Annotated in this window: 22 protein-coding genes and 2 pseudogenes; 16 read left to right on the top strand and 8 right to left on the bottom strand. The window is 73.8% G+C overall.

Annotated features, from left to right (window positions below):
* Nucleotides 1-240 precede the first annotated feature (240 nt).
* From IHE55_RS19275 to IHE55_RS19260, 4 genes and pseudogenes are all read left to right on the top strand, one after another.
* A complete protein-coding gene (locus tag IHE55_RS19275) occupies nucleotides 241-1,170 on the top strand; it encodes a hypothetical protein (protein ID WP_197990153.1) in 930 nt (309 codons plus the stop codon).
* Between the two features lie 112 nt (nucleotides 1,171-1,282).
* A pseudogene (locus IHE55_RS19270) lies at nucleotides 1,283-1,912 on the top strand (DUF6000 family protein).
* Between the two features lie 288 nt (nucleotides 1,913-2,200).
* On the top strand, nucleotides 2,201-2,470 hold the full coding sequence (locus tag IHE55_RS19265; protein ID WP_197990152.1) for a type II toxin-antitoxin system Phd/YefM family antitoxin: 270 nt from the start codon (nucleotides 2,201-2,203) through the stop codon (nucleotides 2,468-2,470).
* A complete protein-coding gene (locus IHE55_RS19260) occupies nucleotides 2,463-2,726 on the top strand; it encodes a type II toxin-antitoxin system RelE family toxin (RefSeq protein WP_197990151.1) in 264 nt (87 codons plus the stop codon). The genes IHE55_RS19265 and IHE55_RS19260 overlap by 8 nt, the downstream gene beginning before the upstream one ends.
* A 346-nt stretch (nucleotides 2,727-3,072) precedes the next feature.
* Here the strand turns inward: IHE55_RS19260 and ychF are convergent, their stop codons facing one another.
* A complete protein-coding gene (ychF, locus tag IHE55_RS19255; RefSeq protein ID WP_197990150.1) occupies nucleotides 3,073-4,161 on the bottom strand; it encodes a redox-regulated ATPase YchF in 1,089 nt (362 codons plus the stop codon).
* A 199-nt stretch (nucleotides 4,162-4,360) separates the two neighbouring features.
* On the opposite strand from ychF, the gene IHE55_RS19250 reads away from it, so the two are divergent.
* Complete coding sequence (locus tag IHE55_RS19250; protein WP_307826739.1) at nucleotides 4,361-5,032, top strand: DUF6542 domain-containing protein; 672 nt, start codon at nucleotides 4,361-4,363, stop codon at nucleotides 5,030-5,032.
* Here IHE55_RS19250 and ppgK read toward each other — a convergent pair.
* Nucleotides 4,929-5,843, bottom strand: coding sequence for a polyphosphate--glucose phosphotransferase (gene ppgK / locus IHE55_RS19245; RefSeq protein ID WP_197990149.1), 915 nt, complete (start codon nucleotides 5,841-5,843; stop codon nucleotides 4,929-4,931). The two genes, IHE55_RS19250 and ppgK, sit on opposite strands and share 104 nt — an antisense overlap.
* A gap of 425 nt (nucleotides 5,844-6,268) precedes the next feature.
* The gene (locus IHE55_RS19240; RefSeq protein WP_197990148.1) at nucleotides 6,269-7,267 is read right to left on the bottom strand and encodes a 4-hydroxy-3-methylbut-2-enyl diphosphate reductase; all 999 of its coding nucleotides are present in this window, start codon (nucleotides 7,265-7,267) and stop codon (nucleotides 6,269-6,271) included.
* A gap of 103 nt (nucleotides 7,268-7,370) precedes the next feature.
* Here IHE55_RS19240 and IHE55_RS31515 point away from each other — a divergent pair.
* A pseudogene (locus IHE55_RS31515) lies at nucleotides 7,371-8,875 on the top strand (APC family permease); the annotation flags it as partial.
* Between the two features lie 97 nt (nucleotides 8,876-8,972).
* Here the strand turns inward: IHE55_RS31515 and IHE55_RS33200 are convergent.
* The gene (locus IHE55_RS33200; RefSeq protein ID WP_197990146.1) at nucleotides 8,973-10,703 is read right to left on the bottom strand and encodes a LysR substrate-binding domain-containing protein; all 1,731 of its coding nucleotides are present in this window, start codon (nucleotides 10,701-10,703) and stop codon (nucleotides 8,973-8,975) included.
* A gap of 14 nt (nucleotides 10,704-10,717) precedes the next feature.
* Nucleotides 10,718-12,172 carry a LysR family transcriptional regulator gene (locus IHE55_RS19220; protein ID WP_197990145.1) on the bottom strand — a complete coding sequence of 485 codons (1,455 nt, stop codon included), beginning with the start codon at nucleotides 12,170-12,172 and terminating at the stop codon, nucleotides 10,718-10,720.
* A 347-nt stretch (nucleotides 12,173-12,519) separates the two neighbouring features.
* On the opposite strand from IHE55_RS19220, the gene IHE55_RS19215 reads away from it, so the two are divergent.
* The 9 genes from IHE55_RS19215 (at nucleotide 12,520) to IHE55_RS19175 (ending at nucleotide 21,216) form a co-directional block, all read left to right on the top strand.
* The gene (locus IHE55_RS19215) at nucleotides 12,520-13,395 is read left to right on the top strand and encodes a tRNA-dependent cyclodipeptide synthase (protein WP_197990144.1); all 876 of its coding nucleotides are present in this window, start codon (nucleotides 12,520-12,522) and stop codon (nucleotides 13,393-13,395) included.
* Nucleotides 13,392-14,738: a purine-cytosine permease family protein gene (locus IHE55_RS19210; protein ID WP_197990143.1), complete on the top strand. Its 1,347-nt coding sequence runs from the start codon at nucleotides 13,392-13,394 to the stop codon at nucleotides 14,736-14,738. The genes IHE55_RS19215 and IHE55_RS19210 overlap by 4 nt, the downstream gene beginning before the upstream one ends.
* A gap of 1 nt (nucleotide 14,739) precedes the next feature.
* Nucleotides 14,740-15,093, top strand: a complete 354-nt coding sequence (locus IHE55_RS19205) for a rhodanese-like domain-containing protein (RefSeq protein ID WP_197990142.1) — start codon at nucleotides 14,740-14,742, stop codon at nucleotides 15,091-15,093.
* Nucleotides 15,094-15,216: 123 nt separating this feature from the next.
* Nucleotides 15,217-15,666: a thioredoxin family protein gene (locus IHE55_RS19200; RefSeq protein WP_197990141.1), complete on the top strand. Its 450-nt coding sequence runs from the start codon at nucleotides 15,217-15,219 to the stop codon at nucleotides 15,664-15,666.
* A gap of 413 nt (nucleotides 15,667-16,079) precedes the next feature.
* On the top strand, nucleotides 16,080-17,477 hold the full coding sequence (locus IHE55_RS19195) for a S8 family peptidase (protein WP_197990140.1): 1,398 nt from the start codon (nucleotides 16,080-16,082) through the stop codon (nucleotides 17,475-17,477).
* On the top strand, nucleotides 17,474-18,469 hold the full coding sequence (gene trxB, locus IHE55_RS19190) for a thioredoxin-disulfide reductase (RefSeq protein ID WP_197990139.1): 996 nt from the start codon (nucleotides 17,474-17,476) through the stop codon (nucleotides 18,467-18,469). Before IHE55_RS19195 ends, trxB begins: the two co-directional genes overlap by 4 nt.
* 164 nt (nucleotides 18,470-18,633) lie before the next feature.
* A complete protein-coding gene (xseA, locus tag IHE55_RS19185; protein ID WP_197990138.1) occupies nucleotides 18,634-19,854 on the top strand; it encodes an exodeoxyribonuclease VII large subunit in 1,221 nt (406 codons plus the stop codon).
* A gap of 10 nt (nucleotides 19,855-19,864) precedes the next feature.
* The gene (locus IHE55_RS32345) at nucleotides 19,865-20,194 is read left to right on the top strand and encodes an exodeoxyribonuclease VII small subunit (RefSeq protein WP_269671495.1); all 330 of its coding nucleotides are present in this window, start codon (nucleotides 19,865-19,867) and stop codon (nucleotides 20,192-20,194) included.
* 431 nt (nucleotides 20,195-20,625) lie between these two features.
* Complete coding sequence (locus tag IHE55_RS19175) at nucleotides 20,626-21,216, top strand: malonic semialdehyde reductase (RefSeq protein ID WP_197990137.1); 591 nt, start codon at nucleotides 20,626-20,628, stop codon at nucleotides 21,214-21,216.
* Nucleotides 21,217-21,362: 146 nt separating this feature from the next.
* Here IHE55_RS19175 and IHE55_RS19170 read toward each other — a convergent pair whose 3' ends face one another.
* Nucleotides 21,363-21,917 carry a DUF4245 domain-containing protein gene (locus tag IHE55_RS19170; RefSeq protein ID WP_197990136.1) on the bottom strand — a complete coding sequence of 185 codons (555 nt, stop codon included), beginning with the start codon at nucleotides 21,915-21,917 and terminating at the stop codon, nucleotides 21,363-21,365.
* A 261-nt stretch (nucleotides 21,918-22,178) separates the two neighbouring features.
* Between IHE55_RS19170 and glpX the strand changes: the two genes are divergently transcribed.
* The gene (gene glpX / locus IHE55_RS19165) at nucleotides 22,179-23,210 is read left to right on the top strand and encodes a class II fructose-bisphosphatase (RefSeq protein ID WP_197990135.1); all 1,032 of its coding nucleotides are present in this window, start codon (nucleotides 22,179-22,181) and stop codon (nucleotides 23,208-23,210) included.
* A gap of 113 nt (nucleotides 23,211-23,323) precedes the next feature.
* Here the strand turns inward: glpX and IHE55_RS19160 are convergent, their stop codons facing one another.
* Together IHE55_RS19160 and IHE55_RS19155 are read right to left on the bottom strand one after the other, a co-directional pair.
* Complete coding sequence (locus tag IHE55_RS19160) at nucleotides 23,324-23,680, bottom strand: WhiB family transcriptional regulator (RefSeq protein WP_197990134.1); 357 nt, start codon at nucleotides 23,678-23,680, stop codon at nucleotides 23,324-23,326.
* Nucleotides 23,681-24,320: 640 nt separating this feature from the next.
* Nucleotides 24,321-25,034 (bottom strand): DUF1707 SHOCT-like domain-containing protein, encoded by a 714-nt coding sequence (locus IHE55_RS19155; RefSeq protein ID WP_197990133.1) that lies wholly within the window; start codon nucleotides 25,032-25,034, stop codon nucleotides 24,321-24,323.
* Between the last annotated feature and the right edge of the window lie 82 nt (nucleotides 25,035-25,116).

The raw sequence follows: 25,116 nt of genomic DNA, 5'->3' as shown, positions 1-25,116 counted from the left end.
TCCCACCCCGCCCGCCTCGGCGCGCCGGAGCCACAGGGGCCACGTTCAGGAGGTAGATGGCCCGCGCACGGGAACCGGAAGCGGCCCACTGCCGGAGCGGACACCCCGGCGAACGTCTGTGCCGGCACGGTCAGCCGCCGGCAGTCCGTACGGTCGGCCTCGCGGGTGGCCCGCCGGCCACCGGCGAGAGCCGGCACCCGACTCCCGTTCTCCGGTGCGAAGCGATGAGACGATCATGGCGTGAGTGAGATAGCCCGGCGGCTCAGCCGCGCCCCGCAGTCGGATCTCCGTGCCCTCGAACGGCTCTGCGAGTCGATCGCCGAGGAACTGTTCGACACAGGCGTCGTCCCCGACATCACCATCACCTCCACGGACTTCGCCACCGACCGGGTCCTGATCTGCGCCGACCGCTACTGGCGGCGCCGCTTCCTCTCCGCCCCCAGCCTCGACACCGCGGTCGAGTGCGCCCGGTGGCTGGCCGCGCACGTGGAGCCCGAGCACCGGAAGATGATCGAGGAGAAGTGGGCGCTGGGCTACGCCTTCATCACGTCCGACACGGTGGACACCGACCCGGTCGTGGAGGCGGTGGCCGTCCGGATCGAGCAGCTCGGCGAACAGGCCGCGAGCACCGCCTACTTCGCCTGCCTCCATCAGGGCGGGAAGCTCCGGACCAACTTCTCCTTCCGGGCCCTGTACCAGTTGCTGGCGCACAGCCGCCTCGTCCGGGCCACCGCGCACCGGCGTACCGAGCCGGCACTGACCGCCCTGCGGTCGCTGGCCGCGTTCGGGGACCGCACCCACGCACCCGACCACGCGCTCGACCTGATGAGGGAGGCGTGGAACCACCCCGACCGGAGCCGCGCGGTGATGGATGTCTGCCTCAACGGGCTGGCGAACTCGCGGTACTTCCCCGAGCAGGGCCCGGTCCTGGTCGAGCACGCCCGGCAGGCGCTCACCGAACACCCCGGTGATCACGGCATGCACTACTGGCTGGCGATCGGCCTCCTGATCTGCGGGGAGTACGAGGAGGCCGGCGCCGCGGTCGATGACGCCCTGCACTTCCTCCCGGCTCACGGCAGCCGTGGCAGCCACGCCTTGCTGGTGGAGCAGTACCGGCTGCTGCGCGTGCGGATCCTCGATGCCGAGCGCAACGCCGCCGGCAACCGGTGACCCGAGCGATGTGGTGGTCCCCCCACCGATGACCGGCATAGACCGAGAGGCCGACGTCTTCGTCGCCCCCACGTGGACCGACCGAACCGACCTGCACCCGGAGAGGTGACCGATGCCGTCCCAGCACCCCGAGGAAGTCGGCCACGGCCACGTGATCGAGAGGTACGTGACGAGGTTGTACGGCGGCCTCCCGCGCTACCTCGTACTGAATGGCGGGCGGTTCCTCGGCCCCCGGTGGTGGCACACCACACGCTTCACCCGGCAGCTGATCGCCGACGCCGCCGCGATCAACGACGAGGAACTCGAAGCCCTCCTCGGATACGAATGGCGTTCGCGCCTCACCGCCGGCTGGCTGATCGGAGTCGACCGCCGCGAACGGTTCCGGGCACGCATCGGCGACCTGCTCCTGGCCAGCGAGGTCTGCTACTCCGGCGGTGCCTACTGCTTCGCTCTGGCCCGCTTCGGCACGCGCGCGGACGCCGAGCTCCTCACCGCTTAACTCGATCGCTACCTCCCCCGCACCGACCTCTACTACGACCAGCCCGCAGCCCTCGGCGCCCTCCTCCGCCTCGACGCCCACCTCGGCACCCACCACGCCGACCGCTTCACGGAGCCCGACGGCCTCTGGGCCCGGTGGGTCATGGGCGTGGGACGCCTCGGCTACCCCAGCTACTCCCCCGCCGAGCTTCGCCGCTGGACCGACCTCCAGTGCGACTTCGCCGACGGCTGGACCCGGCCGTAGCCGCAGCCGCCTGACTGCGGCCACGTGAAGTCGGCGTACGCCATGTGCTGACCGCAAAGGCCGCCCAACCCGCTCCGGCACGGGTCGGACGGCCTTGGGTTGGACGTATCAGACGTTGCAGCGGAACGTCCACCACAACGCTCCCACCTGCGGAAACACGCCTTCCCGTGATCGCATCCAGCACAGATCCAGCACGGTGCGAATTCATCCAGCACACGCAACCGTAGCGAGCGCGCCCCTCCCGTCGGCGCATTGCGTACACATGGCACACTCGGTACGCTTGAGCGCATGGCCCAGCCGCTGCCCATAGAGTCCATCCGAGACGTGCGCGCCCACCTGGCGGAGGTCGTGGAGCGTGCCGACCGCGACGACGTGCCCACTGTGATCACACGCCGAGGCAAGGAAGTCGCTGCCGTGGTGTCCATCGAGGTGCTGCGCAAGTACCAGGAATGGGAAGAACGCGAAATCAACCGGATCATCGACGAGCGCATGGCCAATCCAGCACCTGGTATCCCGATCGAGGACATCATGAGGGAGACGCTGGCGCGCGGTGAGTGAGTACCGAACCGTCTTCCGACCCGAGGCGCAAGCAGAGCTTCGCAAGATCCCTCGCGACATGGCCCTGCGCATCCTGGCCAAACTGACCGAACTGGAGAGCGACCCCCTCGGCTTCAACACCACCGCCCTCGTGTCGCAGCCAGAACGCCGTCGGCTACGAGTTGGCGACTACCGGGTCGTCTACACGATCGATAACGGAGAGCTCGTGGTGTGGGTGGTCCACGTCGGGCATCGCTCCGCCGTTTACGACACCTGATCCCGACTGATCCTGCGTCTGAACATGCAGCACAGATCCAACACGGATAGACCTCTGATGGTGTCCAGCACTGAACTCACTCAGCTACCTGCCACCCTGATCGCCGCCGGCTTGACAGCCGCGGCCAGTTGAGCAGTACGCCACAGGCGATGCCGGAAAGCAGGAGAACGCACAATCGATCAGGGTGCAGAGATCCCATCGACAGGGCTGAGCGAGGACGACTGAGCGTCAGAATATCCTGCACCGATCCAGCACGGGATTAACGAAGAGGCCGACCCTCGACGGAGTCGACCCCTTCTGACCTGCATATTTTGCCACGTCAGCGATGTGGTGTTATTTCATCCGCTCACACGTTGAAGCGGAACTCCACCACGTCCCCGTCCTGCATGACGTAGTCCTTGCCCTCCATGCGGGCCTTGCCGGCCGCGCGGGCGTCGGCGACGGAGCCGGTCTCGACCAGGTCCTCGAAGGAGATGACCTCGGCCTTGATGAAGCCCTTCTGGAAGTCGGTGTGGATCACGCCGGCGGCCTCGGGGGCGGTGGCGCCCTTCTTGATCGTCCAGGCGCGCGACTCCTTGGGGCCCGCGGTGAGGTAGGTCTGCAGGCCCAGGGTGTCGAAGCCGACGCGGGCGAGGGTGGCCAGGCCCGGCTCCTGCTGGCCGACGGACTGGAGCAGCTCCAGCGCCTCGTCCTCGTCCAGCTCGGCCAGGTCGGCCTCCAGCTTGGCGTTGAGGAAGATCGCCTCGGCGGGGGCGACCAGGGCGCGCTGCTCGTCCTTGAACGCCTCGTCGGTCAGCTCCTCCTCGTCCACGTTGAAGACGTAGAGGAACGGCTTGGTGGTCAGCAGGTGCAGGTCGTGGAGGAGGGCGGCCTGCTCGCTGCCCTGGACGACACCGGCCGAGAAGAGGGTGCGGCCCTCCTCCAGGACGGCCTTGGCCTCCTCGACGGCCTTGACCTTGGGCGCCACGTCCTTCTTGATCCGCGCCTCCTTGGTCAGGCGCGGCAGGACCTTCTCGATGGTCTGCAGGTCGGCGAGGATCAGCTCGGTGTTGATCGTCTCGATGTCGTCCTTGGGCGAGACCTTGCCGTCGACGTGCACGACGTTCTCGTCCTTGAACGCCCGGATGACCTGGCAGATGGCGTCCGACTCGCGGATGTTCGCCAGGAACTTGTTGCCCAGGCCCTCGCCCTCGCTGGCGCCGCGGACGATGCCGGCGATGTCCACGAAGTCCACGGTGGCCGGGAGCTTGCGCTGCGAGGAGAAGATCTCGGCGAGCTTGTCCAGCCGGGGGTCGGGGACGCCGACCACACCGACGTTCGGCTCGATGGTGGCGAACGGGTAGTTGGCCGCCAGCACGTCGTTCTTGGTCAGGGCGTTGAACAGGGTCGATTTGCCGACATTCGGCAGACCGACGATTCCGATCGTGAGCGACACGTGGCGACTTCCCGTAGCGAGGACAAGGAGTAAGGTGACCGGCCCGCTCCGGGCCGGTCACCCAGTCTACGGGGCGGGACCGGGAGCGGGGCGGGGCGGCGGCACCCTGTACGACGATCATTCGAACGCACCCCCAAGCGTGGATCAAAGCGCGTGTCCAACGTGGGGGTAGGCACCGTACGGCCCCTACGTTGGTGGGGTGGAGTCACACAGCACGCGCACCCCCCGCCGTACCGCGGCCCCGCAGCCGCGCCCCGCCGCCGACGACGCGCAGGCCCGGCGCGCCCCCCAGGACGCGGACGGGACCCGGGGGCGGCGTCCGGCGACCCGCTCCTCGGCCCTGCTCACCGCCGTCCGCCGGCTGCCCAGCCCCCGGCTGACCGGGTTCGGTGCCGGGCTGCTCGCCGTGCTGGCGATGGTGACCATCGGCTGCCTGGACGCCCTGCTGCTGTCCGGGTCCCCGGCCGTGTACGGGGTGCTCTACCTCCTGGTGTGCGCCGTCTGCGGGCTCTTCGTACGCCCCGCGGACCTGGCGATGGCGCCGGTCGTGGTGCCGATCGCCTTCCTGTTGGGCCTGGTGCCGATCAACGACGGCGAGAAGGGCGTGGGCAGCCAGGCGATGGGCGTGTTCACCACGCTGTCCCTGCACGCCGGCTGGCTGTACGCCGGCACCCTGCTGGCCGGGCTGATCGTGCTGGTCCGGCGGGCGGCGCCGGCCAGCCGGCGCCGGGCCCGGCCCCGCCCGGCGGAGCGGGCGGACCGTCCGGTCAGGACTCCCCGGCAGCGGCCCCGCGGCCGTCGCCCGGAGGCGGGCCCTGCGGAGCGGGGCGCGAGGCGTCCGGGCCGGCCGCGGGAGCCTCGGCGCCGGTAGCGGACGGCTCGGCGCCGGTGGCGGGGGTCCGGGCGGCCGGCCGTCCGGGAGCCCCCGGGGCCCCGACCGCGGCCATCCCCGCCCCCACGATGCCCGCGTTGTTCCGCAGCTCGGCCGGCACGATCTCGGCCCGGATCCCCTCGATCAGCGGCAGGAACTTCTCCGACTTGCGGCTCACCCCGCCCCCGATCACGAACAGCTCGGGCGAGAAGAGCATCTCCAGGTGCGCGAGGTAGTCCTGGACCCGGCGCGCCCACTGCGTCCAGCTGAGGTCGTGGTCCTCGCGGGCCTTACTGGCGGCGCGCTTCTCCGCCTCGTGGCCGGCGAGCTCCAGGTGGCCCAGCTCGGTGTTGGGCACCAGCCGGCCGTCCACGAAGAGCGCGCTGCCGATGCCGGTGCCGAAGGTGAGCACCAGGACGGTGCCGGTACGGCCCCGCCCGGCGCCGAAGGTCATCTCGGCGACCCCGGCGGCGTCCGCGTCGTTGAGCACCGTGACCGGCGAGCCGAGCCGCTCTCCGAGCAGCCGGGCCACGTCCACGCCGATCCAGCGCTTGTCCACGTTGGCGGCGGTGCGGGCGGTGCCCCGCGTCACCACGCCGGGGAAGGTGACGCCCACCGGCCGCCCGGCCCAGCCGAAGTGCTCCGCCACCTCGCGGACCCGGTCCGCCACCGCGTCCGGGGTGGACGGCTGGGGGGTGAGGATCTTGCGGCGCTCGGCGGCCAGCTCGCCGCGCGCCAGGTCCACCGGGGCTCCCTTGATCCCCGAGCCGCCGATGTCCACACCGAGTACGTCCGTGCCAGTTACGTCCATACCGATCAAGGCTAGGGCCCGGCGTGCCGCCGCACCGCCCGTTCGACTCCACGCACCCGCGGCCCTCCGGGGGAACAGCTGTACGGGGTGGGGTGACGTGCCGGGTGGGCTGGGGTCCCGCAGGCGTGGCGGCCGGCCAGGCGGTCACCCGCGCCTATTGGTGTTCACCGGCCTGCCGGGTCTGGCTCCGGTTCGTGAGGGGTGGCGGCGGGCCGGGTGGGTCTCATACGGCGGGCCGGGAGCCGGGCCCGTCATCGACCGGCCGGGGCAGTCGGGGCCGCGGGCGGGTCGCCTGGGACTCCGGCCGACCACCGGCCCGTCCGGGTCCGTCACCTCACGGCGCCGCGGCCCGCCGGGCCGTCACCCGCCCTGCCTGATGTTCACCGGCCTGCCGGCCGGCCCCGGGTCGCCGGGCCGGCCGGCGGTCAGCCCTCGGCCGCGGCGGCCGCCTCGGCGCGCAGGTCCCGGCGCAGTTCCTTGGGGAGCGAGAAGGTGATGCTCTCCTCCGCGGCGGTGACCACCTCGACGTCCTCGAACCCGCGCTGGGCCAGCCACTCCAGGACGCCCTGCACCAGGATGTCCGGGACCGAGGCACCGGAGGTGACGCCGACGGTGGTGACCCCGTCCAGCCACGCCTCGTCGATCTCGTCCGCGAAGTCCACCAGGTGGGCGGCGCGCGCCCCGGCGCCCAGCGCGACCTCGACCAGACGCACCGAGTTGGACGAGTTCTTCGACCCGACGACGATCACCAGATCGGCCTCGGCGCCCATCTGCTTGACCGCGGTCTGACGGTTCTGGGTGGCGTAGCAGATGTCGTCGCTGGGCGGGCTGATCAGCTGCGGGAAGCGCTGCTTGAGGGCGTCGACGGTCTCCATCGTCTCGTCCACCGAGAGGGTGGTCTGGGAGAGCCAGACCACCTTGGACTCGTCGCGGACCCGCACGTTCGCCACGTCGTCCGGGCCGTCCACCAGGGTGATGTGGTCGGGCGCCTCGCCGCTGGTGCCGATGACCTCCTCGTGGCCCTCGTGGCCGATGAGGAGGATGTCGTAGTCCTCCTTGGCGAACCGCACGGCTTCCTTGTGGACCTTGGTGACCAGCGGGCAGGTCGCGTCGATGGTGGCGAGCTTGCGCTCCCGGGCCTCCTCGTGGACGACCGGGGCGACCCCGTGCGCCGAGAAGATCACGATGGAGCCCTCGGGAACGTCCTCGGTCTCGTCGACGAAGATCGCCCCCTTCTTCTGCAGGGTCTGCACCACGTACTTGTTGTGGACGATCTCCTTGCGCACGTAGATGGGCGCGCCGTACTGCTCCAGGGCCTTCTCCACGGCGATCACCGCACGGTCCACGCCCGCGCAGTATCCACGGGGGGCGGCGAGCAGGACCCGGCGGGCGGCGGACGTGGGACGGCCGGTCGTAGCGGTCATGCCCCCCATCGTAAGGCCGTGGCGCAGCCCGGAAATGTAGGCCCGGTGGTCGAGACTGGGCCCGGCGTTCCGGTTCAGGTCCCGCCCGGCAGGAGGTAACACGATGGCCACCCAGACCGGTCACGACACCGCCGGCGGCACCCTGCGCCGCACTCTCACCTTCCGCGACCTGGTCGTCTACGGGCTCCTGTTCATCGCGCCGATGGCCCCGGTCGGGGTCTTCGGCACCCTGGACGCCAAGTCGCACGGCGCGGTGGCGCTGGTCTACCTGGTGGCGACGGTGGCGATGGCGTTCACCGCGTACTCGTACGCCCAGATGGTGCGGGTGGCCCCGAAGGCGGGCTCGGTGTTCACCTACGCCCGGCTCGGGCTCGGCGAGGGGCCCGGGTTCATCGCCGGGTGGATGGCGATGCTGGACTACCTGCTGATCCCGGCGGTGGCGTACCTGTTCTCCGGGATCGCCATGGAGGCGCTGGTGCCGGAGGTGCACCGGTGGGTGTGGACCGCGATCGCCGTGGTGGTGACGACCGCGCTCAACCTGCTGGGGGTGCGGGCGGCGGCGCTGGCCGGCTTCCTGGTGCTGGCGCTGGAGATCGCGGTCCTGCTGGTGTTCGTGGCGGCCGCGGTGGTGGAGCTGGCGGCCCACGGGGCGCAGCGCGACTGGTGGTCCCCGTTCACCGCGCAGGGGGACTTCTCCACCGGCGCGGTGCTGAGCGCGGTGTCCATCGCCGTCCTGTCCTATCTGGGCTTCGACGCGATCGCGTCGTTCGCCGAGGAGACCCGGGACGACGGTCCGGCACGTGGCGGGCGGGGCGGTACGGGCCGGACGGGGACGAGGGGGGCGAGGCGTCGGCACGGGACGGCGGGCCCGGCCCGGCACCGGACGGCGAGCGGGGCGGGACGGGCCGGACCGCGGCGGGGGGCGAGGCGTCGGCGCGGGTGGCGCGGGCGGTGCTGACCTGTCTGGTGGTGGCCGGCACGCTCTTCGTCGTCCAGACCTATCTCGCCGCGCTGCTGTCGCCCACCTCGGCCGCCGAGCTGTCCGAGGACCCGGCGGCGCAGGGGCCGGCCTTCTACGACGCGGTGGACTCGGCCGTCGGCACCTGGCTGCACGACCTGGTGGCGGTGAGCAAGGCGATCGGCGCGGCGTTCGCGGCGCTGGCCGGGCAGGCGGCGGCGGGCCGGCTGGTCTTCGCGATGGCCCGGGAGCGGCGGCTGCCGAAGGTGCTGGCGACGGTGGACGCGCCCAGCGGGGTGCCCCGGCGGGCGGTGCTGCTCTCGGCGGTGGTGACGCTGGTGGCGGCGGTGTGGGCGGCCCGGCGCGACAACGGCCTGGACCGGCTGGTGTCGGTGGTGGACATCGGCGCACTGACCGCGTTCACGCTGCTGCACGCCTCGGTGATCGGCTGGTTCTGGGTACGGCGGCGGGCGGACGCCCCGCACCCGGTCCGGCACGTGCTGATCCCGCTGGCCGGCATGGCGGTGACGGTCGCCGTGATCGTCGAAGCCTCGGAGACCGCGCAGCTGGTCGGAGCCGTGTGGCTGGCGGTGGGGCTGGGCGTGCTCGCCTTCGAACTGCTGCGGTCCGGGAGCTCCGCGGGCGGCCGTGACGCCGGCGGTGGGGGCGGCGGGGGGCGAGGGGCCGGCCGAGTTCGGCGGGGCGAGGGTGGGGGTGACGGCGGACCGGGCAGGTCGGCGGGTGGGGTCACGGGGCCGAACGGGGGTGACGGGGCCGAAGGGCCGGACGGGCCGCAGGGTCGGGCGGGGGCCCGCGGGGTGAGGCAGTGGGTGGCGGGGCGAAGTGGTGGGGGCGTGGGGGCGAGATGGTGGGGGCGTGGCGGGCGAGGTGGTGGGGCGTGGGGGGACGGCGCAGGGGGGACGGTGCGGGCGGGTCGGGTGGGCGGCCCGGATCAGGGGTGGCCGGCGGCGTACCGGCGGGGCCTGGGCCGGCGGCGCCACCACCCGGGTACGCCCGGCGCGCGTGTTCCGCCAGGCGCGGTGCGTACGCGGCGAGCTGCCCGTCCGCCGGCCAGGCCAGCACCAGCTGGAACCGGGCCGCCGGGTCGTCCAGCGGCAGGTAGGTGATGCCCGGGACCGGCGCGGGGCACGGGTAGCACGGCAGCACCGCGTCCAGGGCGCAGGCGAGCGCCGCGGCCTCCGCCCCGTCCGCCGCCCAGCGCAGCCCCGGCCGTCCCTCGCCGCCGGCGGCCGCACGTTCCACCGCGTCGAGGAAGTGACGGCCCAGCGCGCCGTGCCGGGGACCGGCGAGAACGCACGTCTCGGCGCCCAGATCGGCCAGCGTGAGCCGGCGCCGGCCGGCCAGCCGGTGCCGTTCCGCGACCCCGACCAGCAGCCGTTCCTCCGCCACCGCGAGCGTCTGGACCCCGTCCGGCGGCGGCGCGTCGATTCCCATGCGGTGCCGCAGGACCGCCAGATCCAGCCGGTGGGCACGTACCAGGTCGAGCAGTGCCGTCCCGGAATCGGCGGTACTCAGGGCGATCGGGGTCCCGGGCAGGAGGGAGCCGAGGTGCCCAGCGATGAGCGGCAGGACCGCGTTGGGCACGGCTCCGACCCGTACGGGGTCCTTCGCCGCGGTACGTGCCCGGTCCGCCGTCCTCTCCCCGACGGGCTCCCCCGCCCTTGCGGGTCCTCCGTCCCCTACGGGCCCCCCTTCCCGTACGGGTTCCGCGGGCCTTACGGGAGCCCCGTCCCCTACGGGATCCGAGGGCCTTACGGGTTTCCCCTCCCTCAGGGGTCCCGCGGGCCTTGCGGGTGCCCCGTCCCTTACTGGTTGCGCGGGCCTTACGGGGTGCCCGGCCCTGTCAGGGGTCCCACCTCTGACGGGAACATCAGCCGGTTCTGGGTCCCCGAGCCGTTCGGGGTCCCCGTACCTGACGGGCGCCACGTCCCGCACGGGCTCCCCCGCCCGTACCGGACGCCCCGGCCGCGCCCGCCCGGGGTGGTGCCCCGGCTGTCCGTGGGCGGGCGGCCCCGGAGCCCGCGCGGGGGCGTCCGGCGGGCCGGGCCGCAGGCCGGCCACGGGGCCCCCGGGGGGCGCCTCCGGCCCGTTCCTCGCGGGGCCTTGCGCACCGGCGGTCCCCGGAGCGACCTCGTGATCGTCCGCACCCACCACCTCGGGACGGTCTTCCGACCCGTCCCGGAGGTCGGGGGCCGGGTCCGTCGCGGCGGCCTCGACCAGTCGGTCCACCAGGGGCAGGATGGCGTCGGCCCCCCGCAGCAGCACCCGCCCCGCCGCGGTCGGGGTGGCCCCCTCGTGCCCGCGCCGGAAGACGACCACGCCGGTGGTGCGTTCGATCCGCTTCAGCCGGCGGCTGAGAGTGCCCTGGTGGGTCCCCAGCCGGCGTGCGGCCCCGGCCAGGCTGCCGGTCTCGGCGACGGCCTTCAGCAGGCGGAGGTCGGCTATCTCGATGTCCATGACGGCCGGCCCGCTCACCGGCGTGGGCGGGGGGAGCCGTCTGGTGGTCCGTCGGCGGCGCGGCGCTCGGTCCGGGGCCGCGACGTACCGGAGCCGTGGGGGGCGAACGGCTCCGATACCGCGGGCCGGCCGGGGCCCGGCTCACGTCCCGCGGACCGGCCGGGATCCGGCTCACGTCCCGCCGACCGGCCGGGGCCCGACTCACGTCCCGCCGACCGGCCGGGATCCGGCTCCGGCTCCGGCCGGTCCGTGGCACCCGCCTCGGCGGTACCCGGAACCACACCGCCGGCGGCCCTGACCCCGGAGCCACCGGCTACCCATATGCCGGAGCCGCCGGCGCCCGTGCCACCGGAGCCGCGGGCGCCCGTGGTCCCGCACCCCTCGGCGGCCGCGTCCTGGACAGCACCGGCGTCCCTGATCCCGCAGCCGCCGGTGACCGTGGCCCCCGAGAGGTCGGGGAGCACGGCTCCGGCGGGGGCCGGGCCCCGGGGCGCCGTCCCGCCGTCCGGCGGCGCCGCGCCGGCCAGCTCCCGGTACGCCGCGGCCAGCTCCCGGGCCAGGAGCGGGACGTGGGCGGCGAACGGGCTGTCGTTGCGGAAGGCGATCGAGTGCCGGACCCGCAGCGCCAGGTCGATGACGTCGCGGCGGACCACCCCGGGCCCGACCGGGCGCAGCGCCTGGGTGAGGGCGATGCCGCCCTGGTGGCGGATCACCTCGCTGCGCGGTCCGCACACCGGCACGTCGTGGCTGATCCGCGGGGTGAAGCCGTACGCCCCGCACAGCTCGCGGAGCTTCTCGGAGCAGTCGTCGGGGCCGTACGCCGAGATCCACTCCTCCTCGGCCAGGTCGGCCATGGTGATGACCGGGGCGGTGGCGAGCGGGTGGCTCGCGGCGAGCGCCAGGCGGACCGGGCTCTCGGCCCAGACCACCTCCGAGACCGGGCCGCCGCCCGGTACCGGGCCGCCGCTCGGGCCGGGGGCTGCGGTACGGGTGCCGGGCGGGACGAGCGGCTCGTCCCCGTCGCAGTGGTCACGCAGCGCCAGGTCGACCTCGCCGCTGCGCAGCAGGGCCGCCAGGGTGCGGGAGGAGTGGGTGGTGACCACGCGCACGCCTCCGGCGCAGGGCAGCCGGCGCAGGCAGCGCAGGAACGGCTCGTGCAGGGCGCTGGTGGCCCAGCCCACCCGTACCGTGCCGCGCCGGCTCAGCTGGTGGCCCCGGAGCTGCTCCCCGAGGCCGTCGGAGAGCCGGAGGATGGTGCCGGCGTGGTCGAGGACGCCGGCCCCCAGGGGTGTCGGCCGGACCCCGCCCGAGTCGCGTTCGAAGAGCGGGCCGCCGAGCAACTGCTCCAGCCGTCGCACCTGACGGCTGAGGGCGGGCTGGGGCAGGCCCAGCGCGGTCGCCGCCCGATTGAGGCTTCCCGCGTCCGCAATGGCGCACAGATTACGTAAGTGCCGTAGCTGTAAGTCCATAACCGGGAAGTTAACCGCGTTTTAGTGGCGGTTACCAGAGGTTGCGCATCAGCTGGTCCAGCACATTCATCGCCGGTGCCACGCGCGTAGCGTCACGGCGGGTCCGAGGAAAGTGACCCTGTGTTTTCCACGGGCGCGGCGACCGGGGGTATGCACGTACGGCATAACCCGCTGACACTACCCGCGGTATCGAACGGGGGGCCACGATCCCATCGAGCGCCGCGGGATGCGGAAACCGTCCCCGACGGTCACCGCGGCGGCGTACGGGACGTCGTTCGTTCCACCCGGACCCCTTTGCGTACACACGCGCCGCCCATTTGTCCGAACCAATGCGCGAGGACGACACAATGTTTGACATTGAACCACTCACCGAAAGGTGCGGCACGGTGCTGCGCGAGGCGTCGCACGCCTGCATCGGGGTCAGCCCGTTCAACAGCTACTTCAGCACCCGGCGGCTGACCGAGCTGGCGGGCTGGGCCCTGTCGGCATTCGGCAGCTGCCACTTCTTCGTCCCCGACGCCGCCGCCGCGTACACGCTGGAGGCGCTGGGCGACACCCCCGAGCGGGCCCGCCACAAGGCCGGGCGGCAGGGCCGGTACGTCCGCAACAAGGTCACCACGGCGCTGCGGACGCTGGGCGTGGCGGAACCGGCGGACCTGATCCTGGGCATGGACCGGCTCTCCCAGAACGCCCGGTACCGCGAACTGCTGGACGCCGCCCAGCTGCTGTTCGAGACGGACGCCGCTTTCCGTGCCGCCTGTCTCGACGCGTCGCTGTGGGTGCTGGACCGGAAACTGCCGCCGGGCGCCCGGCCGACGCCGGAACAGCTCGGCAAGGCCGTCCGCTACTTCCTGGCCGAACTCCCCCTGTTCACCGATTCCGCGGGAATCGCCGGCGCCGGTGCCAGGTCGTCCATGTTCGTCTACCACCACCGGGTGCGTTTTCTGGAACGTTTCTACCGCGGCGAACTCACCTGGTCACCGGCGCCCGGACAGGGTTTTCTGGTGGTGCGGGAGCGTCCGCCGCGGAATTCGGTGCCGGACGGCCGGGACAACCTCATTCCACCGCCCCGGGACGCAGGCCCCGCCCCCGGCCGGGCCGGAATGGACCTCATTGCGAACGCGAGTCCGGAAACCGGCCCGGAATCACCTCCGGGCGCCGGAAAGGGAATTTCCCCGGGACCGGCCGCCGCCGGGCACGAACACACCGGGGCGGCCTCGTGAACGGCACCGCACCGGACGGGGACGCGGACGACTACGCGCTGAGCCGGGTACCGGAACACGCACGGCATTCCTGGGTCTCGGTCGCGGTCCAGCGGTTCGGACAGGTCTCCTCGTTCCAGCAGTTCCTGGTGGGCGCGGTCCTCGGATTCGGGATGGAATTCACCGACGCGGTCATCGCCATCACCATCGGTTCGGTGATGCTGGAGGTCATCACGATCCTGCTGGGGATCGCCGGGGTCCGGGAGGGCCTGTCCACCTCGCTGCTGGCCCGCTGGTCCGGGTTCGGGCGCAAGGGCTCCGCACTGGTGGGGCTGCTGATGGCGCTCAGTCTGGCGGGCTGGTTCGGGGTGCAGAACGGCGTCTTCGCGCAGGGCATGCACGACCTGGCCGGCTGGGCGCCGGAGTGGGCCTGGGCACTGGCCGGTGGCGCCCTCGTCACCGCCGTCACCGTCCACGGGTTCCGGGTGATGGCGTGGACCGCCTGGCTCACCGTGCCCGCGTTCCTGCTCCTGGCCGCCTGGTCGGTCGCCGACACCCTCGCGGGCCACTCCCTGAGCGGCCTGATGACCTCCGCGCCGCCGGGCCCGTCGATGTCCCTCGCCGAGGGCACCACGCTGGTCTCGGGCGCCTTCATCCTCGGCGCGATCATGACGCCGGACATGACCCGCTTCAACCGCCGGCCGTCCGACGTGGTGAAACAGACGCTGATCAGCGTCACGCTGGGCGAGTACCTGATCGGGCTCACCGCGGTGCTGCTCGCCCACGCCGCCCGGACCTCCGACATCGTCGGGATCATCACCTCGTCCTCGGGGCTGCTGGGCACGCTGATCCTGGCCACCGCGATCCTCAAGATCAACGACTGGAACCTGTACTCGTCGTCGCTGGGCCTGGTGAACTCCCTCGACGTGCTGTTCGGCCGCCGGGCGGGCCGCCGGACGGTCACCCTCGTCATCGGGGCCGCCGGCACCGCGCTGTCCGCCGCGGGCATCGCCGGCCACTTCCCCGATTTCCTGGAGGCCATCGGGGTCCTCGCCCCGCCGGTGGCCGGGATCATCATCGCCGAGTACTTCGTCGTACGGCGGTTCCGCGCCGATCTGGACCGGGCCCGGCGCGACGGCGTGCTGCCCGGCGAGTGCGCCGACTGGATGCCGCTGTCCCTGGTGTGCTGGGCCGCCGGAGCCGCGGCGGGTGAGTACCTCGACGCGGGCATCCCGTCGATCAACTCGGTGGCCGTCGCCTTCCTCGGCTACGCGATCGCGGGCCGGGTCGCCGTCGGCCACCGTACCCCGCCCGCCCTCCCGCAGTCCCTCGCCCGACCCGATGTGAAGCGAACCGGAGGATGACGTGCTGCCACTGATCACCAGGGACGAACTGAAATCCGCGATCGAGGCCGGAACGGTGACGGTCGTGGACACCATGCCCGCCGACTACTACGAACGCGAGCACCTGCCGGGCGCGGTCAACATCCCGGGCTTCCCCTACGAGGAGGCCGCCCGGCTCACCGACGAACTCGCCCCGGCCCGGCTCCCCGACCGTTCCGCCGCCACCGTCGTGTACTGCGCGAACGTGCCGTGCCGGAACAGCGAACTCGTCGGTGCCCGGCTCGTCGAGCTCGGATACCGCGACGTCCGCAAGTACCGCGAAGGAATAGAGGACTGGGTCGCCGGCGGCCTGCCCACCGAGACGGGCCCGGCCTGACCCCGGCACCCGGCCACCGGGTGCCACCCGCCCCACCGAGCACCACCCGTTCCACCAGGTTCCACCCGCATCACCCGCACCATTCGCACCGCATCCGTCCCACCGACCGAGAGGAACCCGCACATGCTCCGCAGAATCGCCGTCGGCGCCGCCGTGGCGGCCGCGCTGCTCGGGACCGCCACCACCCCGGCCCTGGCCGGGCCGGCCACCCCGCCGCCGGCCGTCACCGCCACCGCCACCGCCGAGATCCCCAACGTGGTGGATGTGACCTCCGCCAACTACGCCCAGGTCATGGAGTGGTCGAAGACCAAGCCGGTGGTCCTCGACTTCACCGCCGGCTGGTGCTACTGGTGCCAGAAGCAGAAGCCGTACCTCCAGCAGTACAACACCGCGGACAACGGCGCCTGGGTCTGGGCCCGGGTCGACGTCGACCGCAATCCCACGCTGACGCAGAAGTACGGGGTCCGCGGCATCCCGGCCCTGCTCAACATCCGCAACGGCCAGGAGGCCGGGAGCCGGCTGGTGGGCTTCGACGGCCCGACCTCGCTGCGCACCTGGCTGAACAACCTGTAACCGCCGGTCCGGCCATCGGCCCGCGTGCCGCCGCGTCGCGAGTCCGCGGCGGCACGCGCCGGGCCCGGCGAGGCCACCTCCTCCCCCGCCGGGCCCTTCCCTTCCCCAACCCCGGCCCGGCCGGGCGGCCACCCTCCCACCTCCGTCCGCCCGGGCGCCCGCGTGCGGCCGGGCGTCCACCCCCCCACCTCGCGGCACACCCCTCGCCGGAGCGTCCCGTCGGCCGCCGCGGGCCCGCCGTCGGCCCGGTCCGGCACCCGGCCCGCATCCGTCCGGTCCTCTCTCGACGCCTTCCCGCGCTCCCCGGCGCACCCGGGCACACCCCTGCCGACCGGCGCCGGCCCGCCGCGGCCTCCCAGGGCCGGGCCCCGCACCCCTCCACCACTTCCCCCTCGCGAAAGGCACCGCATCCGATGAAGCACGCGACGAGAACCTCCGCCGTGGCGGCCGCCGCGGCCCTGCCCCTGCTCCTCGGCGCCCTCCACCTCCCCCCGGCCGCCGCGGCCGGAACCGGGAAGGGGACGGGCGCCTCGACCGGGCCGGGCACCGTGCACATCGTGCAGCTGCACGGCGTCGGTACCACCGAGGACGAGGTCACCGCGGTCGCCCGGGAGATGACCGCCCGCTACGGCGGGGAGCTGCGCCGGACGTACCACTCCGCGATTCAGGGGTTCTCCGCCACCCTCACCGACGACCAGGTGGCCCGGTACTACAAGGACACCCGGATCGACTCGGTGACCGGTGACCGCACCTACAGCGTCGCCGGCCGGCCGTCGGGGACGCCCCCGACGGCCGTGCCGGGGGCACACACGCCTCCGCCGGACACGCCCGGGACCGTCCCGACCGGGGGCTCGACGGGCGGCGGCTCCGGCTCCGCTGCCGGGGGCTCCGCGGGCGGGACCACCGCTGCCGGGGCCTCCGGGGGCGGGGTGCAGTTCGGTCACGTCCCCTGGGGGCTGGACCGGATCGACCAGCGCGACCTGCCGCTGGACCGGACGTACCGCTTCCCCGGCACCGCCGGGAACGTCCGGGTCTACGTGGTGGACACCGGGGTGCGCACCGGGCACCAGGAGTTCGGCGGCCGGGCGCGCGGCGCGTACGACGCCATCACCCGCACGGTCGGCGGCGGCGGGACCGACTGCGCCGGCCACGGCACCGCCTCGGCCTCGATCGCCGCCGGGCGCTACACCGGGGTGGCCAAGAGCGCCCGGGTGGAGTCGGTCCGGGCCTTCGGCTGCGACGGCACCGCGTCCCTGGAGCACCTGCTCACCGCGGTCGACTGGATCACCGCGAACGCCGTCAAGCCGGCGGTGGTCAACCTCGGCTTCTCCGGTCCGCCCGGCTCGGTGCTCGACCTCCAGCTGTACGAGATGACCCGGCAGGGCATCGCGTACACCGCGGCGGCCGGGAACGGCGGCCCCGACGGCGCCGGCGTCGAGTCGTGCGAGACCACCCCGGCCCGCCAGACCACCGCGATCACGGTCGCCGCCACCGATCCGGGCGACCGCCGCCCGGCCTGGTCCAACTACGGGTACTGCGTCCACCTCTTCGCGCCCGGCACCGACATCCCCGCGGCGAGCGCGGCCGGCTCCACCGCGTACACCCAGCTCACCGGCACCTCCGCCGCCACCGCCGAGGTGACCGGTGCCGCCGCCCTCCACCTGTCCGCCCACCCGGCGGCGTCCCCGGAGGAGATCGACCGGGCGCTGGCGGAGGCTGCCACCGCCGACCGGGTGCGCGACCCCGGCGAGGCCTCCAAGAACCTGCTGCTCCACATCGGCGGTGCCACCCGCGCCGGGGGTACCCGATGAGCGCCGGCGACCGTGCCCCGGCCACCGGCCCCGCGGAGCGGGTCCACGAGGTGGCGGTCATCGGATCGGGCCCGGCCGGGTACACCGCCGCCCTCTACGCCGCGCGCGCCGACCTGGCCCCGGTGGTGTTCCTCGGCACGGTGTTCGTCGGCGGGGCGCTCGCCACGACCACCGAGGTGGAGAACTTCCCCGGCTTCCCCGACGGCGTCCAGGGGCCCGACCTGATGGAGAAGATGCGGGCCCAGGCCGCCCGGTTCGGCGCCCGCATGATCGAGGACGACGTCGCCGCCGTCGAACTGTGCGGCGAGGTCAAGCGGCTGATCGACGGCCACGGCCGCGCCCACCTGGCCCGGACCGTGATCGTGGCGACCGGCTCCGGCCACCGGAGGCTGGGTCTGCCGCGCGAGGAGGAGTTCTCCGGCCGCGGCGTGTCGTCGTGCGCCACCTGCGACGGGTTCTTCTTCCGGGGCCGGCACCTGGCGGTGGTCGGCGGCGGGGACACCGCCCTGGAGGAGGCGACCTTCCTCACCCGTTACGCCGCGTCGGTGACCGTGGTGCACCGCCGCGACTCGCTGCGCGCCTCCCGGGCGATGCAGGCCCGGGCCTTCGCCGACCCGAAGATCACCTTCGCCTTCGACAGCGAGGTCGTCGAGCTGCTCGGCGATGTGCGGCTCACCGGGGTGACGCTGCGCGACACCAGGACCGGCGCCACCCGCCCGCTGGCGGTCGGCGGGCTGTTCGTCGCCATCGGACAGGACCCGCGCAGCGGCCTGTTCGCCGGACAGCTGGAGCTGGACGCCAAGGGGTACGTCGTGGTGCGCGCGCCCACCACCCGGACCAGCGTGCCGGGGGTCTTCGCGGCCGGTGACGTGGTCGATCACCGCTACCGGCAGGCGGTCACCGCGGCCGGCACCGGCTGCGCCGCCGCGCTCGACGCCGAGCACTACCTGGCGGCCCGGCGGTCCCGGGTGACGGAACCGGCCTCGCGGTAGGCCCCGAGGGGCGGCTCGCGGCCGGGTGTCGGGGGCGGGTCCCGGGGGTGGTGGGTCCGGCCCGGGCGGAATCCGCCGCCGCGGGCCTGCCGGGCCTCCCCGACCTCCCGGCCACCGGTGCCAGGACGGCGACCGCTGTCGGTGCCGGCCGTTACGCTCGCGGCATGGCTCTCAACACCTCGGCGGACTCCCCGATCCCGGTCGGACAGGTGTCCCGGCTGATCGGCGGCTGGATCGACCGGCTCGGGGCGGTGTGGGTGGAGGGGCAGATCACCCAGCTGTCCCGCCGGCCCGGCGCCGGCGTGGTGTTCCTGACCCTCCGCGACCCCAGCTACGACATCTCCCTCTCGGTCACCTGCTTCCGCTCGGTCTTCGACCAGGTGGCGGACGTCGTCTCGGAGGGCGCCCGGGTGGTGGTGCACGCCAAGCCCGAGTGGTACGCGCCGCGCGGCCAGCTCTCCCTGCGGGCCGCCGAGATCCGGCCGGTCGGGGTCGGCGAGCTGCTGGCCCGGCTGGAGCAGCTCAAGCGCACCCTGGCCGCGGAGGGGCTGTTCGCCGCCGACCGGAAGAAGCCGCTGCCGTTCCTCCCGCAGCTGATCGGCCTGGTGTGCGGCCGGGCCTCGGCGGCCGAGCGGGATGTCCTGGAGAACGCCCGGCTGCGCTGGCCGGCCGTCCGGTTCGAGGTGCGGAACGTGCCGGTGCAGGGCGTGCACGCGGTGCCCCGGGTGGTGGCCGCGGTGCGCGAGCTGGACGAGCGGCCGGACGTCGATGTGATCGTGGTGGCCCGGGGCGGCGGCAGCGTGGAGGACCTGCTGCCGTTCTCCGACGAGCAGCTGGTACGGGCCGTCGCCGCCTGTGCCACGCCGGTCGTCTCGGCCATCGGCCACGAGCCCGACTCCCCGCTGCTGGACCTCGTCGCGGACCTGCGGGCCTCCACCCCCACGGACGCGGCGAAGAAGGTGGTGCCCGACGTCGGCGAGGAGCTGGCCCGTATCCAGCAGCTGCGGGAGCGCGCGCTGCGGGCGGTGCACGGGTTCCTGGACCGCGAGGAACGCGGCCTGGCCCACGCGCTGGCCCGGCCGTGCATGGAGCATCCGCACCGCATGGTGGACGGGCGCGCCGAGCAGGTGGACGCGCTCCTGGGGCGGGCCCGCCGCACCCTCGGGCACCTGCTGGACCGGGCCGACTCGGAGCTGACCCACACCCGGGCCCGGGTGGTCGCGCTCTCCCCCGCCGCGACACTGCGCCGGGGCTACGCGGTGCTCCAGCACCAGGACGGCTCGGTGGTACGCCGGGCGGACGAGGTGACGGCGGACGAGGTGCTGCGGGCGCGGGTCGCCGAGGGCGAGTTCGCGGTCCGGCCCGCTGTCGGTGACCGCGCATAGGGTGAGGCGTATGGAGACGACGACGGACGGGCCCGGCGGGACGGCGGAAGTGGACGGGACGGACGGCGCCCGGGGCGCGGACCGGGGCGGTGCGCCCGCACCGGAGTCCGCGCTCGGCTACGAGCAGGCACGGGACGAGCTGATCGAGGTCGTCCGGCGGCTGGAGGCGGGCGGCACCACGCTGGAGGAGTCGCTGGCGCTGTGGGAGCGCGGCGAGGAGCTGGGCCGGGTGTGCCGCCGCTGGCTCGACGGGGCGCGCGCCCGGCTGGACGCGGCACTCGCCGGGCAGGCCGGGGACACGGCCGGCGGCACCGGGGACCGGGCCACCGAGGAGGGCTGAGGCCGCCGGGCCTTCCGGCGCACGCCGGAGGCCCCGCACGCCCGGGGCCCGCACGCCGAGGTCCCGCAGGACAGCGCTGTACGTCGGGGTTCCCGCAGGTCAGGGCGCCGTACGTCGGGGTCCCCGCGGGACGGACCGGCCCTACGCCCCCACATGCCGGTGCCGACGCGGAGACCGGCCCACCGCACCGGCGCAACCGGCCCGCCCATCGGCAGGGGAGGCACGCCCACGCCCACACCCACCGGCGCACCAGGCAAGCCCACGCCCGCCGGCGCAACCGGCCCGCCCACCTGCGCCGACGCAGCCGTACGCCCGGCCCTCCCGCAGCCCCACGAGGTGTGATTCGCCCCACCTCACCCCCGATTTAGTTGAACGTTAATACATGTGGGCTACAGTGGTCGTGCCAGCGCAAGCAAGCAGAAGGTTGTGCCATGACTCTCGCCCTCGACGCCGCCGCCCAGGACCTGCTGTTCCGTGCGGCGCACACCGCCAACACGTTCACCGACGAACCGGTGACCGAGGAGCAGGTGCAGGCGATCTACGACCTGGTGAAGTACGCCCCGACCGCGTTCAACCAGTCCCCGCTGCGGATCGTCCTGGTCCGCTCCGCCGAGGCGCGCGAGCGTCTGGTGGCCCACATGGCCGAGGGGAACCAGGCGAAGACCCGCACCGCGCCGCTGGTGGCCGTGCTCGCCGCGGACAACGAGTTCCACCACGAGCTGCCGACCCTCTTCCCGCACTTCCCGCAGGCCAAGGACGTCTTCTTCGCCGAGCGCAGCGCCCGCGAGCAGGCCGCGTCGCTCAACGCCGCGCTCCAGGCCGCGTACTTCATCGTGGGCATCCGCGCCGCCGGCCTGGCCGCGGGCCCGATGACCGGCTTCGACGCCGCCGGGGTGCAGAAGGAGTTCCTGGACGAGGACCACACCCCGCTGATGGTCGTCAACATCGGCAAGCCGGGTGAGAACGCCTCGTACCCGCGCTCCCCGCGCCTCTCCTACGACCAGGTCGTCACCACCGTCTGACGGTCCCGGTCCCCCGCCCGGCGCCGCGCCGGGCCCCACCGGCCCCGACCGGTGCCGCCGGCCCCACGGCCGGCCCTTCGACGGCCCCTGTCCCCCGCGGGGCCCCGCGGACGCCCCTCCCCGGGGGACTCCGCCGGCCGCCGCGCTCAGCCCTTACGGGTCTGCAGCGCGGCGGCCATCTTCACGAGGTGCCCGTACGGGGCGGTCCCGGTGACCACCGTGGTGACGCCCTCCTCCTGGAGTACCAGCGCGTTGTACTTCGGGCCCTTGTACCAGGTCCACTCCCGGCCGTTGACGCGCTCGGTGCGGTCGGTCTCGCGCGCCCCGTGCGTCACGTTGCCCACGAACGCGGCGGGCCGGCCGTCGCTCTGCTCCACGGCCACGTACTCCCGGTCCGCGTCGAGGAAGCCCAGGTGCCAGGCCGCGCCGTCCTTGCTCTCGGGGGTGTAGCGGACCGAGGTGGCCCGCCAGCCCTCGGGCAGGCCGCCCGGCTCGGGGGCGGCCACCGGGTAGGGCGCGGCGCGGCGGACCGTCTGGAGTTCGACGCGGTAATCAACCGTTCGGATCGGGTCGTGGTCCTCGTCGTGCGGAATGAAGACGTAGATGAGCCCAGCGACCACAACGGTCACCCCGAGGGACTGCACCATGCCGCGGATCGTCTTGTTGCCTCGCTTACCTGCCACCCGTACATGGTCCCCCATGGCCCCACGGCCCCGACGGCGACCCCACCCGGACGTCCCCTCCGGCACTCCTCCCCACCGCTCCCCCCGCACGTCCGCCGACCGCCCGGGGACGAGGACCGGCCAGGACGGCCGGTACAGCGACCTTGACACCGCTCATGCGTGGGCCCGCCTGCTCACATTCGCACTCAGCGGATACTGTGCTTATCAGGAAACCGTTTCCCCCGGTTCCCTGACACCACCCTCACTTCCGGCCGTCGCCGTACAGAAAGGTGCGCTCCGATGACCGAGCACCATCTCCCCGCTCCGCTTGAGGTCAGCCCCGAGGCCCCCGACCGCAACCTCGCCCTGGAACTCGTCCGGGTCACCGAGGCGGGCGCCATGGCCTCCGGCCGCTGGGTCGGACGAGGCGACAAGAACGGTGCCGACGGCGCGGCCGTCAAGGCCATGCGCTCCCTGATCCACACCGTGTCGATGAACGGCGTGGTGGTCATCGGCGAGGGCGAGAAGGACAACGCCCCGATGCTCTACAACGGCGAGCGGGTGGGCGACGGCACCGGCGCGGAGTGCGACGTGGCGGTGGACCCGGTCGACGGCACCACGCTCACCGCCAAGGGCATGGCGAACGCGGTGTCGGTGATGGCCGTGGCCGAGCGCGGTTCGATGTTCGACCCTTCCGCGGTCTTCTACATGGAGAAGCTGGTCACCGGCCCGGAGGCCGCCGAGTTCGTGGACATCACCGCCCCGGTGGACGTGAACATCCGGCGCGTCGCCAAGGCGAAGAACTCCAGCCCCGAGGACGTCACCGTCGTCATCCTGGACCGGCCCCGGCACGAGAAGATCGTCAAGGAGATCCGGGAGACCGGCGCCCGGATCAAGTTCATCTCCGACGGCGACGTGGCCGGCGCGATCATGGCCGCCCGGGAGGGCACCGGTGTGGACCTGCTGATGGGCATCGGCGGCACCCCGGAGGGCATCATCGCGGCCTGTGCCATCAAGTGCCTGGGCGGCACCATCCAGACCCGGCTGTGGCCCAAGGACGACGCCGAGCGGGAGCGCGCCCTCGACGCCGGCCACGACCTGGACCGGGTGCTGAGCACCGACGACCTGGTCCGCGGCGACAACGTCTTCTTCGTCGCCACCGGCATCACCGACGGCGACCTGCTGCGCGGGGTGCGCTACCGGGCCGAGACCGCCACCACCCAGTCGCTGGTGATGCGCTCGAAGTCCGGCACCATCCGGCAGATCGACTCCACGCACCGGCTCTCGAAGCTGCGCGCGTACGCCTCGGTCGATTTCGAGCGGGCCCGCTAGGCACCGCCCGGCGGCCCGGTCGCCCGGGGCACCCGCCGCGCGTCCGCGCCCGGCGGCACGGGCCGGGCCCTCCGTCACCGGTGGCCCGGACCCGGCCTCGGCCGTGGGACGGGTCAGCCCGCGGCGGCGACCCGTACGGACCGCTGCAACTCGGCGTCGCGGCGCCGGCGGCGGGCCAGGACGACCCGGCGCTCGGCCGCGGTCAGCCCGCCCCACACACCGTAGGGCTCGGGCTGGAGCAGGGCGTGCTCCCGGCACTCGACCATCACCGGGCAGCGGGCGCAGACCTGCTTGGCGGCCTCCTCCCTGGACAGCCGGGCGGCGGTGGGCTCCTTGGACGGGGCGAAGAACAGCCCGGCTTCGTCGCGGCGGCACACCGCCTCTGAGTGCCAGGGGCCGGCCTGGTCCCGCGCGGGGATGCGCTGCGGGCGCAGTGCGGCGTCCTGCAGGGGCTGATGCGGTTGCAGCACGGTCTACTCCTGACGACGGCTCCGGTGGTCACCCTTGCCCGTCTCCATGAGGTACGGCCGCTTTGCACCCCCATCAAGCCGTACGAGAGACGACGCACCAAGCCTTACCCGCTGTGCGCGGGCTTATGCACACCGTGGACACTCACACCGGTGCGTCCGAGCCGGAGTCAAGACGGCGTGCCGCGGTTCCGCCCGGACGAGCGTCCTGGCGCAGCCCAGTACGGAGGGCGCGGGACGCGTCCGGAAGAGCGCTTCGCGCCCTCGCGCGGGGGCGCGCCGCGCACGGACCGCGCGCGGCGGGACGGTCCGCGCTCCGCGTCCACCGCGGCCGGGCGGGCCGGTGCGAGCCGGCCCGCGCGGACCCAGCCCGCCCGGGGCAGCCGCCGGGCGCACCGCCGCGCGGAGCGGGATGGCGGGACGGTGACGGGCCCGGGGCGGCGCCCCGGCTCGTGGCAGCACCCGCGCACGGCTGCCCGCCCCATCCGCGGCGAGGCGGCCCCGGGGCCGCCTCGCCGCGGGCGGCCCCGGGGCCGGCCGGGTCTGCCGCGTCGGGCCCGAGTCGGCCGGATCAGCCGGATCGGCCGGATCAGCCGGATCGGCCAGGTCGGCCGGATCGGCCAGGTCGGTCAGATCGGGCGGGTCAGCCCGCGCGCAGGTTCCGCAACCGCTTGCCCTTCACCGGCCGGACCTCCACGCCGCCGAACAGCGCCAGCCCGCGCACCACGATCACCGGCGCGTCGGGATCGACGGCCTCCTGGTTGGACACGTCGAAGCCGCCGAAGATCCCGGTGCCGGCCCCGCGCACCGAGACGTTCTCGGCCACTTTGACCTCCACCCCGCCGAAGGCCGCGAAGACGTCGATGACGACCTCCTGCTGCTCGAAGACGGCCTCGGTCAGGTCGATCTCCACCCCGCCGAAGAGCGCGACCGCCCTGGTGCGCGGGGTGACCCGCCACCGGCCCTTGCGCACCGCGCCGCCGAAGACCGCCGCCAGCGTCTCCGTCGCGGGGCCCGCGGCCGGGGCGGACGGCAACCCGGACGGAACCGGCCCGGGCAGCGGCCGGACCGACGCCGGCAGGTCGCGGACCAGCGGGCGCAGCTCGCCCTGGGTACGGGCCCGGTAGACGGCGTCGATCCGCTCGGCGTGCTCCTCGGGGGTGAGCCGCCCCTCCGCGAAGGCGTCCCGGAGGATGTCCGCTATGCGGTCCCGGTCGGCGTCCGAGGCGCGGAGGTCCGTGTCGGCCGGCCCGGCGGGGGCCGACGGAACCGGGCGCTCGGGCGGGGACTTGGTCAGGGGCACCGGCTGCTGATCGTCCACCCCGTCAGCGTAGCCACCGGCGACAGGCCGTGACATGGCCCGAAGGGCCGCCGGGACCCGGAGATAACCCTGACTTCGCCCCTGAGAGACGCCCGGAGGCACCCGGGCGTACCGGGCG

It is taken from the genome of Streptomyces pactum (genome assembly GCF_016031615.1).
Taxonomy (GTDB): domain Bacteria; phylum Actinomycetota; class Actinomycetes; order Streptomycetales; family Streptomycetaceae; genus Streptomyces; species Streptomyces pactus.
The sequence above is the reverse complement of the archived record's forward strand: the minus strand, read 5'-3'. Positions and strand labels throughout refer to the sequence as shown.